This is a genomic window from Veillonella parvula, from assembly GCF_945949885.1.
In the GTDB taxonomy this organism is placed as follows: Bacteria; Bacillota; Negativicutes; order Veillonellales; family Veillonellaceae; genus Veillonella; species Veillonella parvula_B.
In genome coordinates this window covers 1-12,711 of the sequence record NZ_CAMFFZ010000014.1, presented here as the reverse complement: position 1 = coordinate 12,711, position 12,711 = coordinate 1, and the positions used below count along the sequence as shown (strand labels likewise).

Genomic DNA, 12,711 nt, shown 5'->3' with positions numbered 1-12,711 from the left:
AGAAGGCTGTACTCATCACATAGAGATGGGTACAGCTTTTTATATAATGAGCCTGAATATGGACTATACGCAGGTTTGAATAGGGATTGCATATTAGATCAAATAGAGAGTATATGCTAGCTTAAATGGAGTTTTCTTTACTACGTTTTGAGTTTGTATGGATTCTTTATTAATACTAAAAGGAGGTTATATGTTATTAGGTTTAGACGTGGGTGGTACTTTCACCGATGCGGTTATCATTGATGGTTATCGTGTGATTGGATCTGCTAAAAAGCGGACCACAAAGGATAATTTAATGCATGGTATTGGAGAGGCTCTTGATGCAGTTCTTCAAAACTGTGATACCTCGCTTATAAATCAAGTTACCTTGTCTACTACAGTTGTGACTAATACCATTGTAGAAGGAAAGGAGCAGCCTGTAGACCTTTATGTAGTAACAGGACATGGGCGAAACGTTGATTATATTTTTCCTGTAAGCCCTATATATCTTCAAGGTTATACAGATCATAGAGGTATCGTTGTAGAGCGTACCCCTGCTGATGCTGTACGTGGTATAGCCAACATGGTTCAAGCACGTAGTGGTACCGATTTGGCTGCTGTGTCCGCTAAATTTGGGGTGCGGAATCCTCAAGAAGAACTATCTATTACAGAGGAACTGAAAAATACGTATCATACAATTTCTAATGGCAGTTTATTAAGTGGTTCTTTAAATTTCCCTCGTCGTACTATTAGCGCTTATTTTAATAGTGCTGTGACACCAGTATTTACAGTGTTCAAGAAAAATGTCGAAGAGGCTCTTAAAGTACGTAATATCATTGCGCCGCTTCACATTTTAAAGGCCGATGGTGGTTCTCTACCTATGGAGCATATGGTGAGCCGACCTGTAGAAACGACCTTTACGGGACCTGCTGCAACAGTTCTTGGACTATCGGCTCTCGGTGTTATAGGAAATAAGCATATAGTGGCTCTAGATATTGGTGGTACTACAACGGATATATCCCTTTGGAAGCATGGTAAACCATTGATGACAAAAAGTGGTGTATCTATCCGTGAATATCCAAGTGCGGTACGATCCTTTGCCGTTACTTCCGTCGGTATCGGAGGTGAATCCGTAGTTCGTCTTAAAGTCGGTGACCTTACGGTAGGTCCTGAACGAGTGGGGCCATCGGTGGCTCTTGGTGGTGTAGAACCTACATTAGGGGATGCACTTATCGTGCTCGGTCATGCAAACTATGGTGACTTTAATCTGGCATCACGAGCTTTACAAGATTTAGCGGATGCTATACAGGCTACATTACGATCTAATAATGTAAATACCTCAAATAATCAATTAACTCTTATTAAGACTGCCTCTGATGTAGCACGACTAATCGTAGAAAAAGCGTTGCAAACGATTCAACATGGTATTAACGAGGTCGTAAAAGTAGAAAATAAACGACCTATTTATGTGGTAGCAGATATCGTAAATCCTGATGTATTTGTACCAGAGCATATCGTTGTGGTAGGGGGAACAGCGCCAAATTTAGGTCCAAGTATCGGTGAGTATCTAGAGTTACCTGTTACGATTCCTGAGAATGCTGCCGTAGCAAATGCTATAGGCGCTGCACTAGCTTTATCTACCATCGAACTCACTATTCATGTAGATACAAAACGTCGTTTACTTGTCATTCCAGAATTAGGCATTAAACAGCAAAATTGTACTTTAAAACGAGCAGAACAAGTTGTAGAACGAGCTAAAGAGGTTCTTAGTGAAGAGGCTTTACGTTTAGGATTAGATACAGCGCAAGAAATCGAGATCATTAACATTGAGGATTTCCCTGTGGTAGAGGGATGGCAATCTATGGAGCGTTTAATTACGGTAAAAGTTCAACTAGCGACGGGGGTGAAACACAATGTGGAATAAAGGTCTATCCTATCGTGAGCGTCATGGCCTTATAGAAAAGAATATGAATACGAAACTGAATGACGACGTGAATTCTACTATTGATAAAGCTGAATATAATCACAGTTTAGGTCTAGTATTCTTCCCTGCGTTTGACTGGAAAATTTCTGAAACACATCCTGAACGACAAGAGCGTTTACTTTATACGCGTGATCAAATCGTAGAGGAAGGTCTGTTAGATATACCGAATATTAGAGAATATAATCCAATAGTAGCTGATTGGGATACAATAGAGCGGGTTCACGTTGGTGCTCCAGATTTAGAGTCTTGGGTGACTGAAGCTCATCGGGTATCTGCTGGAGGTGCTATTGCGGCAGCTGATGCAGTCATGCGCGGTGAAGTAGACCGTGCTTTTGCGTTAGTAAGACCACCAGGTCACCATGCAATGGCTATGGTTCATGGTATTCGCGGCTTCTGTACGATTAATATTGAAGCCGTTATGATTCAACACATACGTCAAACCTATGGACTCAAACGCATTGCCGTAGTAGATACCGATGTACACCATGGTGATGGTACTCAAGATGTGTTTTACCACGATCCAGATACATTGTATATTAGCTTTCACCAAGATGGACGAACCCTCTATCCAGGAACAGGCTTTATGGATGAATTTGGTGGACCTCAGGCTATCGGTGGTAATATAGATATTCCGCTGCCTCCGGGCACAGGTGACGAAGGCTTGATGAAGGTCATGCGTGAGCTTGTATTGCCTATCCTTGAAGAGTTTAATCCAGATATCGTCATTAACTCGGCAGGACAAGATAATCACTTTAGTGATCCGTTGGCTAATATGCAGGTAACTGCGAAGGGTTATGCAGAATTAGTCGATTTGTTACAAGCAGATATAGCTGTACTTGAAGGAGGCTATTCCGTACAAGAAGCGTTGCCATATGTAAATACGGGTATCATTTTATCCATGGCAGGTCTTGATTACAGCAAAGTCGTAGAACCTGCCTTTGATCCTGTTAAATACAAACAGAGTCAAAATGTAACTAGATACCTAGATGATTTAATCGTTAAGTGGAAAATACAATGGGCTAACCGTCATAAGATGGCCGAAGACGAGCGCGTAGGTGCAGGGGATGTTTGGTCTAATCATTATAACGTGTACTACGATGAAACAGGCGTACAAGAGGAGCGCCTTGAAAAGGTGCACATGTACGAAGACAAGGTAGGCTGGCATAGCGTGCTCTCGCGAGGACAATACGGACCGTATGGGCCGCAAAGTGTATATGCTATGTTTATACCTTGGCAAGCAGATGAAGGGACGCGTCAAGATGCTATTGTAGAAGCAAAACGAGCCAAAGTAGAAGGGGGAGCAAGCCGTTACGTTGTGGTAGATCCACTTGGTGACGGACAATATGAACTATAATGTTAATTTCCATAAATAATAATGCGAGTCATCATGTTAGAATCGTAAATTATAATATGATTCGTAATACTGAAAAATAGAAAAATTATGATATAATATAAGAAATAACGCCCCTTTGTGTAAGGGGCGTTCTAATATTTAGTTTTAGAATGGTGAGGTTCCTATGCGCAGCGATAATAGAACAGCCGGTCAATTGCGACCTATTAAAATAACACGGAATTTTACAGAGTATGCAGAAGGATCTGTACTTATTGAGTGTGGTAAGACCAAAGTTATCTGTACGGCTACTGTTGAGGATTCTGTGCCACGTTGGTTAAAAGGTTCTGGGCAAGGATGGGTAACTGCGGAATACTCATTATTGCCACGTTCTACGCAAACTCGCGTGAGCCGTGAGGCTGCAAAGGGAAAACAAACAGGACGGACTGTAGAAATTCAACGTCTTATCGGTCGTGCATTGCGTGCTGTTGTAGACCTTGAAGCATTAGGAGAACGCTCTATCACTATCGACTGCGACGTTATCCAAGCGGATGGCGGTACGCGTACAGCATCTATTACGGGTGCTTTTGTAGCCCTCGTTGATGCGGTGGACTTCACCTTTGGCGGAGCAGGAAAATTCCCAATTACTGATTTTTGTGCAGCCATCTCTGTAGGTATTGGTCCAGAAGGTCCTATTACGGACCTTTGCTATGAAGAGGATAGTGCTGCCATCGTAGATATGAATGTAGTTCGTACAGGTTCTGGCAATATGGTTGAAGTGCAAGGTACAGGTGAACACGGTACATTTAATCGGGATGAGCTCAACACTTTACTTGATCTAGCAGAAGCTGCTGCTGATGAGCTCATGGCAAAGCAACGTGAAGTGCTTGGTGCGACAGCAGATAAAGTAGGTAAAGCGTATCCTACAGCTCCGGAGGTGTAAGATGGAACAAATTGTACTTGCTACAGGCAATAAAGGAAAAATTCGTGAGTTCTCCGAGGCTTTCTCCCATTTATCTATCGATTGTGTACCTGTAAAAGCTATGATTTTTATTGAGGAGCCTGAGGAAACTGGTACAACTTTTATGGAAAATGCTTTGTTGAAGGCTCGCTACTATGCAAAGGCTACGAATCGCCCATGTCTTGCTGATGACTCTGGCATTACGGTTGATGTCCTCAATGGTGCACCAGGTGTATATTCTGCGCGTTATGCAGGTCGCCATGGTGATGACCATGCAAACAACGAGAAGTTAATTCGTGAACTACAAGGGAAAAGTAACCGTACAGGTCATTATGTATGTGCTTTAGCACTTGTATATCCTGACGGTCGAGAAGTGACGGCTGAAGGCTATTGCGATGGACTCGTTCAAGATGAGCCAAAAGGGGAAAATGGCTTTGGCTATGATCCGTACTTCTATGTGCCTGAGTTTAAAAAGACGATGGCAGAGCTTAGTATAGAAGAGAAGGAAACTATTAGTCATCGTGGCCGTGCACTACGTGAATTGATTAACAAGCTTTGATATTTTTGAACTATATGGTATAGTTCATATAAATATATAATATAGTGGCATTAGAGATTAAATACAATGAAACGAATTGGCATTTTAAGTGATACTCATGGGTATCTAGAGGATATTAACCTCGTATTGGAGGCTACTGCCGATCAAGATATTGATATGTGGCTTCATGCTGGTGATTTTGGCGATGATGCACGCTATATGCAGGAACATACGGATATTCCTGTTTATGCGGTGCGTGGCAATAATGATCGTGTGCAACCGCTTGAACCACGAGAGCAATTGATTCCGCTCGAAGATACTTATATTTACATGACTCATGGTCATGAGGTATCATATTATAATCGAATACAAAAACTGATTGAGTTAGGAACTGACATGGGTGCGCGACTCATCGTGTCCGGTTATAGCCATCATCATGGTGAGGTTCGTGCCCGTGATGCGGTATTTGTAAATCCTGGCAGTATTTCTTTGGCTCGTGATCGCTCCGGTGGTACCTTTGCCATCGTTACCTACGATAATGGACAGTTTGATGTAGAGTTTGTGTATAAACAAGATATTGTTTAGTTATATGGTGAAAGCTTCGTTTGCGAAACTTTCAAAAGGAATAGTAAGTCTATGCATGGAAAGGGTTATGACATATCATGGATACACCAGTTAAAGCAAAGCCTAAAATGAAGTTATATGGTTTTAACAATCTCACAAAGACATTGAGTTTTAATATTTATGATATTTGTTATACTCGTACGGAAGAAGAGAAAAAACAATACATTCAGTACATTGATGAAGTATACAATGCGGATCGTTTAACGGCTATTTTGACGGAAGTTAGCCATATTATTGGCGCTAACATCCTTAATGTAGCGAAACAAGATTATGATCCTCAAGGTGCGTCTGTTACGATTTTGATTTCTGAAGAGGAAATTGAAAAAGAAGATGTAGTTATGCATCTAGATAAATCGCATCTCACTGTACATACTTATCCTGAAAGTCATCCGCACAAAGGGATTAGTACATTCCGTGCCGACATTGAAGTTTCTACATGTGGACAAATCTCTCCACTAAATGCACTGAATTATTTAATTCAAAGTTTTGACTCTGATATTCTTACCTTGGATTATCATGTACGTGGATTTACTCGTGATGTATCTGGTAAGAAGATTTATATCGATCATCGCATCAATTCCATTCAAAATTATATCAGTGCAAAAACTCGCAACATGTACAACATGATTGATGTAAATGTATATCAAGAAAATATTTTCCATACAAAGATGATGTTAAAAGAATTTGATTTAGATAATTATCTTTTTGGCATCACTGAGTCTGAGTTGAGCGATCGTGAAATCAAGCAAATTAAACATCAATTAAAACAAGAAATGATGGAAATTTTCTATGGACGCAATTTGCCATCTGTAAAAGCTTAAAGACAGCTTTTATGACATTGTTGTGACAGCTTTTAGCGTATAATATGAAGATAGACTTGAAGTAGATAAGCCTTATATGGTTTATCTACTTTTTTATAATTTACTTTATTGCTAATGGAGCTTAATCTTTATTACTACGGGATCTTAATGATAGTTATTTTTAAAAAGTTCAAAAAACTATATCGAAAAAACTTGAATTGTTATGTTGCATTATGTATAATACAATTAGTTAAAGGTATAAATTACCGACTCTAAAGAGTCCGAGTGTATCCACAAAGGAGAATAGTTATGGACGTACGTGAATTAGCTGTACAAAAGAAACGTGAATTAAAAGGTTTCCTTACTGTAGGAACAAAATATGAATTAAAAGACGCTCATGATTTATCTGTAGCTTACACACCAGGTGTAGCAGAACCATGCTTGCGTATTAAAGATAATGAAGCAGAATCCTTCGAATTAACTTGCCGTTCCAACATGGTTGCCGTTGTATCTGACGGTACTCGTGTACTTGGTCTTGGTGATATTGGCGCTGCAGCAGCATTGCCAGTAATGGAAGGTAAATCCTTATTGTTCAAAAAATTCGGTGATGTAGACTGCATTCCATTGGTTGTAGATACAAAAGATGCTGATACATTGATCAATACAGTAAAATTATTGCAAAAAAACTTTGCTGGTATTAATTTAGAAGATATTTCCTCTCCTAAATGCTATGAAGTTGAAAATCGTTTGAAAGCAGAGTTAGAAATCCCTGTATTCCATGATGACCAACACGGTACTGCAATTGCATGTTTAGCTGGTGTAAAAGGCGCTCTTCGTTTAGTTAAAAAAGATTTAGCTACTGCTAAAATCGTTGTAAACGGTGCTGGTGCTGCTGGTGCAAACATTGCTCGCTTGTTGTACCTTGCAGGTGCTCGTGATATCACATTGTTGGTATCCTCTGGCGTATTGCACAAAGACTACAAACGACTTGACTCTTTGCAAGCTGAATTGATTGATTTGCTTAAACTTGAAGAAAAACATGGCAACTTGGCTGAAAATGCTAAAGGCGCCGACATTCTTCTTGGTGTATCTGCAGCAGGTGCTTTTACAAAAGAAATTTTGGAAAACTTGGCTGACGATGCAATCGTATTTGCAATGGCTAACCCTAACCCAGAAGCTACATATGCTGATATGAAAGCTGCTGGTATCCGCGTTGCTGGTACAGGTCGTTCCGACGCTCCTAACCAAATCAACAATGTAGCAGTATTCCCTGGCGTATTCCGTGGTGCTATTGACGTTCGTGCGTCTCAAATCACTGACGAAATGAAATTAGCTGCTGCTGACGCTTTGGCTCACTTGATTCCTGATAGTGAATTGAACGAAGAAAACGTAATGCCATCCGTATTCGATCCTCGCGTAGCTCCAGCTGTTGCTAAAGCAGTTGCTGAAGTTGCTGTAAAACAAGGTATCGCAAAAAATCCTCAAGCAGTAGAAGATGGTAGCTACGAAGGTTAATCTATTTGCTTTACTAGCATTTTAAAATCTTATATAACTATAGAATAATACAACATGCACCTCGAAAGGGGTGCATGTTTTTATATGCTCGATTTAGCATATGATTGGCTTTATACTATTAGGGCGAATAATTTATAGATTAAAATGATATAGAGGCGTAGGCGTATAGGATAATAGAAGTAAGGATAGATATATATTAAAGAATGTATTAATGTATAAGTAAAAAAATTAATGAAGTTGTAAAAAAGTACTTGTCACTAGTTTCTATCAATGATATAATAATTTTCGTTGCAGAGCGATACTTGAGAGAGTAAGAACTCAGCAAGAGTAGTGGTTGACATCAACTACCGGGTTTGCTATAATAGCAAAGTAATTAATGACGGGGCATAGCGCAGTTTGGTAGCGCACCTGGCTTGGGACCAGGGGGTCGCAGGTTCGAATCCTGCTGCTCCGACCATTTTTTATTTGCGGGTGTAGCTCAATGGTAGAGCCCCAGCCTTCCAAGCTGGTCGCGAGGGTTCGATTCCCTTCACCCGCTCCATTTTTTTTTGCCTTTTTTAGGGTATACTAAGATAGGGTGTAGTTGACGATACATAGTACATAATTTATACTATAATAGATAATTCCATATATAGGTAATCCACATGGTTCAGTAGCTCAGTTGGATAGAGCAACGGCCTTCTAAGCCGTGGGTCGGGGGTTCGAATCCCTCCTGGATCACCAAAGAAATAAGCGGATAGTTCGTAATGAACTATCCGTTTTTTTATAAACTTTAGTAGTTTTATTAGTAATTATTTAATATTGAATATAATATAGCTATTTTAAATTTGATTTTGAAATGGTACATAGAATGAAACTTATTGTCTGTAGACATAAAGAGTGCATTTTTAGAAAATAATCTTAGGAGGTAGAAATAATGTTATTAAGAGATATTTTTAGGGCTAATCTGAAATATTATCGATTAAAAGCAGATATTTCTCAAGAAGCATTGGCAGCTAAAGCGGGGCTGCATCGAACCTATATTAGTTCCGTAGAACGGGGACTACGGAATATATCAATAGATAATATAGATAGAATTGCTAATGCGCTAGGGATTCCTGTAATTGATTTGTTAAGGGAGCGTAAAGATGATTGAAAATTTAGAAGATTTTATTGATGCTTTTGATGAAGTAAAATTATTAAATTGGGTGCAAACGCATAGAAGTGGTCCTACTGGTGTTGGAAAAACTTTGGAAGATTTATTGGAAATACCAGAAAATAATCTTGATGAACCCGATTTTGGTGAGTACGAATTAAAAGCCGCTCGAAAAAATAATAATAGTATGTTAACAATGTTTACTAAAGCACCAGAACCAGCTAGATCTAATAGGGTATTATTAGATAAGTTTGGTTATAGTAGTGATAGATATGATAATGGTAAGAAAGTACTTCATGCGACTTTATCTGCGGATAGATTTACAAATATTGAAGGGTCGGGAGTTCAATTGAAGCTTCATTGTGATGAAGAAAAAATCTCTATTCAATCAAATGATGGAATAGAAGATATTTATTGGAGTAAAGATAAATTAGAAAAAGCTTTTAATAAAAAGTATAAGAATAAATTAGTTTATGTAAAATCAGATAGCAGAGGCACTGGGGATAAAGAAGAATTTAAGTATCTTGAAGCGTATTTATTGTCTGGATTTGACTATGATTCTATGATTAACTTTCTAGAACAAGGAATAATAAAAGTAGATATTAGAATAGGCCAATATTCGGATGGGCGTATTCATGATCATGGCACTGCATTTAGGCTAGCGACGAAGGATTTTCCTCTAATGTTCCAAAGTGAGTTATTGGATAGCAAAAAGCTGTAGTATTCCTACAGCTTTTTTAGTATAACAATATATTCGTTTAGCATTGTTGAAACAGTTGCCCCAGCTTTGTTAGATGGAGAATTTTTTGAAGGCATTACTTTGTTGTGAATATTACGAGTAAATGTCGTAATGTATTGTAGATTATGAGCTTGTGCTAATTCCGCTAAAATTTTATCAGTTTCTAAATAAACCTCTTTGACGGTTCTATTACCAACTACCCAAAATTGATAGGTTCCCTTTTTGGATTTTTTGGAGGTTGCTTCTAAGCACATATCTAAATCTTTATAGAAGCTAAATACATCTCCAGAACGTTCTAAATCTTTAGAAACAATATCATTTAAAGCCGTTTTTAATGTTGGACTAGATAACTCATAAGCATATCCATTTCTATATTTAATACCCCCCATAAGTTTATTATCTAGCTTCATGCTTTCGTTACTAATATCATCTTTATTTTCTAAAAAATCACTCCATTGTAGTGTAAGGCGGCTAAATTGACCATAAGCTACTGTAGTACGGCTATCTCCATATGGTGGAGAAGTTATTAGTAAATCTATACTATTATCAGGAATACTTATTAACTCTTTAGCATTATCTAGTTTGATATGTAAATTAGAGGGGGCTAAAGTTTTAGTTTGGGTATAAAACTCCTCCATTTTCTTGATGTTTTTTAGTAAAATTGAATAAAACGTATCGAGAACATTTGGATCGAAAGTTTTTATTTTCTCTGCGGGCATTCGATACATTTTAAATTCGCCATTTCTTCTATTAGAGACTAATCTTAGTAGTTCACTAAAGGCAACAATATAGAATTTTTGGAATTCTATATTGTTAACTTTTTGTATTTCTTGAGCGATTAGTGATAACTCTAATAGTATATTAGGTTTGAACCAATAACCTATATTTTTAAAGTTTGGTACATTTATTGTTGAACGTTTTTGTTGTAAAAATTTTTTTATATAGACTGGAGCATTTTCACCCCAAGTTTTTTTGTCGGTTATATCTAAGTTTTGGGATAGTATAAAATCATCAATGGTATTAAGTGTTTCATTATGATATTTATAATTAGAGTTAATAGATTCTTGTAAAACTTTAAAGTCTTGACAGAGTTTCTTTGGATATAAAGCATTTGATTTGACTTCTGTTAATAAAATAGCCAAAGGATTTATATCTGTAGCATAAATGTTAGGAATCCCCGCCAATACACCTTCTACGGGGACAGTCCCAGAGCCGCTAAAGGGATCGAGTAATGTGTTAATAGGATATATCTCTTTTACCTTCGATATGATATTTCTACTGATAGGATAAATCATGGTAGCGGGATATGTATGTAATCCATGCGTGAAAGCATTTGTGTCTTCGTTTTTAAAGTCCCAAAAATTTTCTGGTAACTCCTTTAACCATTGAATTAGTAAACGGTCTTCCTTTGTGTGTTTAGGTGTATTTTTCACAGGGGTTAAATCCTTTTCCTTTAATTTCTTAGGTGATAGCTTTGCTGTACTAGTTTTTACTTCTACAGTACAAATTGTGTCATTATGCCAGCCTCCATGAGGAACTAATAATATGCGTTTTATACTAAAACCATTTGAGGCGCCAATGCCACCACTATTCCAACCGAATGTTATAACTTTACCATTTAATTTTAATATACGTGAAATTTCTCTCTTATGATTGGACCAGAAGGAGGATTTTGTTGTATCCCAAGTTACACTTAATCCCACATTATTGTAACATTCACTTACTTGTCGGGGAGAGTATGGTGGATCATATAAAATTCCATCTATGGAATTATCAGGAAATAATTTTAAAAAATCTAAAGCATCCATATGATAATCTGTATCGTATTCAGCGTTTAAGTCATTAGTTATGGTTGCTAATTTATTAGAGTTGGCAAATGGATCAATCCAAATGCCTTCAGTTAGTTCATCTAATATCAATTCTTTTATGGGTTTTATAGAAAATGTATTTTTATTAGGCATAGCCCATTTTCTCTCTATTATTGGGGAGATTAGTTGCTCTGACTCTTTTGAATGTGAATCTTTATTTTTTTGAGATACTTTTTTTCGCCTGCCATCGTAGGGTTTTTCTGCATCTTCTGGAATGGCCCAACTCCATCCAAATTTTTGCGCGCCTGGGATTCTATTTTCGTTGCATAGTTTGGTTAAACGGCGTTCGCTTATAGACCAAAGTTCTGCAGCTTTCTTTATAGTCATATAACTCATAGATAAACTCCTTGGATAATTTTAATAAGTCAATATTATTCTTTTCTCGGAATAATGTCAAGACGTATATGAGGGGTTATTATTGTTTTAAAATGTATATAATTTAATGGAGTATATTTTATATGAGTGTGGATAATATAAATTTTAACAGAAACTTGATTATTGGAGAGTTTATTAAGGAAGGGAAATTTCGATTTTCTGGTACAGTGAAAGTAAATGATAAAATAGAAGATTGTTATATTGCCAGTAATTGTAAGTTAGGACAATTTATCAATTTAAATGGAGAAGAAGTATGGTTAAAATCTATTAAGAAAAAAAGTAAATTTAAATATATGCTTTATGCCGTAAAAAAAGAGAGAAGTCCTATTTTATTAGAATTGCAAGCAATAAATGTTATAATTGGAGATTATTTAAGAAGACAAAGAAAATTTGAGAATTTAAAAGGCGAGATTTCTTATGAAAAAACTTTAGGGAATGGTTATAGAGCTGATTTGTATATATCTAGTCAAGATATAATTATTGAAGGTAAGACAATATTATCTGAAGATAAAGTTGCTAGTTATCCAAATGTTAAGATGGGAAGAGCGGTTTCTCAATTACAGAAAATTAAATTTTTATTAGAAGAAGTCCATAAGGTTTATTACTGGTTTGTGAGTTTAAATCCTTCATGTAATAGGCTTTTATTCAATGAGGAAAGTAATGATTTTATTGAGTTGATTGCTGTGTGCAGGAAAATGGGGATGAAGATAGTTTTCTCAACTTTAAAATATGATATAGAAAAAGGTTTTTATATTAATAGGAGTCGTTTGTTGTAATGGAGGTGAATAGTTTTTTATTTAAGTCTTGAATTGCAATAAGTAATGCGACAAAATTAAATCAATTTTCTGATCTCATGTTTAAAC

General features: G+C 37.0%; 11 protein-coding genes and 3 tRNA genes. 13 read left to right on the top strand and 1 reads right to left on the bottom strand.

Features of this window, described 5'->3' with window-relative positions; all coding sequences use genetic code 11:
- Window positions 1–190 precede the first annotated feature (190 nt).
- The 12 genes from Q7O55_RS05575 to Q7O55_RS05520 all read left to right on the top strand — a co-directional run bounded on the left by Q7O55_RS05575 (window position 191) and on the right by Q7O55_RS05520 (window position 9,587).
- Window positions 191–1,903 carry a hydantoinase/oxoprolinase family protein gene (locus Q7O55_RS05575; RefSeq protein ID WP_303929062.1) on the top strand — a complete coding sequence of 571 codons (1,713 nt, stop codon included), beginning with the start codon at window positions 191–193 and terminating at the stop codon, window positions 1,901–1,903.
- Complete coding sequence (locus tag Q7O55_RS05570; RefSeq protein WP_303929060.1) at window positions 1,893–3,317, top strand: histone deacetylase; 1,425 nt, start codon at window positions 1,893–1,895, stop codon at window positions 3,315–3,317. The genes Q7O55_RS05575 and Q7O55_RS05570 overlap by 11 nt, the downstream gene beginning before the upstream one ends.
- Window positions 3,318–3,480: 163 nt before the next feature.
- Window positions 3,481–4,236 carry a ribonuclease PH gene (rph, locus tag Q7O55_RS05565; protein WP_303929058.1) on the top strand — a complete coding sequence of 252 codons (756 nt, stop codon included), beginning with the start codon at window positions 3,481–3,483 and terminating at the stop codon, window positions 4,234–4,236.
- A 1-nt stretch (window position 4,237) separates the two neighbouring features.
- Window positions 4,238–4,813 carry an XTP/dITP diphosphatase gene (locus Q7O55_RS05560; protein ID WP_303929056.1) on the top strand — a complete coding sequence of 192 codons (576 nt, stop codon included), beginning with the start codon at window positions 4,238–4,240 and terminating at the stop codon, window positions 4,811–4,813.
- A 66-nt stretch (window positions 4,814–4,879) separates the two neighbouring features.
- Entirely contained in the window at window positions 4,880–5,377 is a 498-nt protein-coding gene (locus tag Q7O55_RS05555; RefSeq protein ID WP_303929054.1) for a metallophosphoesterase, read from the top strand.
- Between the two features lie 77 nt (window positions 5,378–5,454).
- On the top strand, window positions 5,455–6,237 hold the full coding sequence (speD, locus tag Q7O55_RS05550) for an adenosylmethionine decarboxylase (RefSeq protein ID WP_008715652.1): 783 nt from the start codon (window positions 5,455–5,457) through the stop codon (window positions 6,235–6,237).
- Window positions 6,238–6,525: 288 nt separating this feature from the next.
- Complete coding sequence (locus Q7O55_RS05545; protein WP_303929052.1) at window positions 6,526–7,731, top strand: NADP-dependent malic enzyme; 1,206 nt, start codon at window positions 6,526–6,528, stop codon at window positions 7,729–7,731.
- 380 nt (window positions 7,732–8,111) lie between these two features.
- Window positions 8,112–8,188 (top strand) — tRNA-Pro (locus Q7O55_RS05540).
- A 10-nt stretch (window positions 8,189–8,198) separates the two neighbouring features.
- Window positions 8,199–8,272, top strand: a tRNA-Gly gene (locus Q7O55_RS05535).
- 105 nt (window positions 8,273–8,377) lie between these two features.
- Window positions 8,378–8,454, top strand: a tRNA-Arg gene (locus Q7O55_RS05530).
- 193 nt (window positions 8,455–8,647) lie between these two features.
- Window positions 8,648–8,866 (top strand): helix-turn-helix domain-containing protein, encoded by a 219-nt coding sequence (locus tag Q7O55_RS05525; protein WP_004698325.1) that lies wholly within the window; start codon window positions 8,648–8,650, stop codon window positions 8,864–8,866.
- Complete coding sequence (locus tag Q7O55_RS05520) at window positions 8,859–9,587, top strand: MvaI/BcnI family restriction endonuclease (RefSeq protein ID WP_303929051.1); 729 nt, start codon at window positions 8,859–8,861, stop codon at window positions 9,585–9,587. The genes Q7O55_RS05525 and Q7O55_RS05520 overlap by 8 nt, the downstream gene beginning before the upstream one ends.
- A 5-nt stretch (window positions 9,588–9,592) precedes the next feature.
- On the opposite strand, the gene Q7O55_RS05515 is transcribed toward Q7O55_RS05520, so the two are convergent.
- Window positions 9,593–11,809, bottom strand: a complete 2,217-nt coding sequence (locus tag Q7O55_RS05515; protein WP_303929049.1) for a helix-turn-helix domain-containing protein — start codon at window positions 11,807–11,809, stop codon at window positions 9,593–9,595.
- A gap of 122 nt (window positions 11,810–11,931) precedes the next feature.
- Between Q7O55_RS05515 and Q7O55_RS05510 the strand changes: the two genes are divergently transcribed.
- A complete protein-coding gene (locus Q7O55_RS05510) occupies window positions 11,932–12,624 on the top strand; it encodes a DNA/RNA nuclease SfsA (RefSeq protein WP_303929047.1) in 693 nt (230 codons plus the stop codon).
- Window positions 12,625–12,711: the final 87 nt, after the last annotated feature.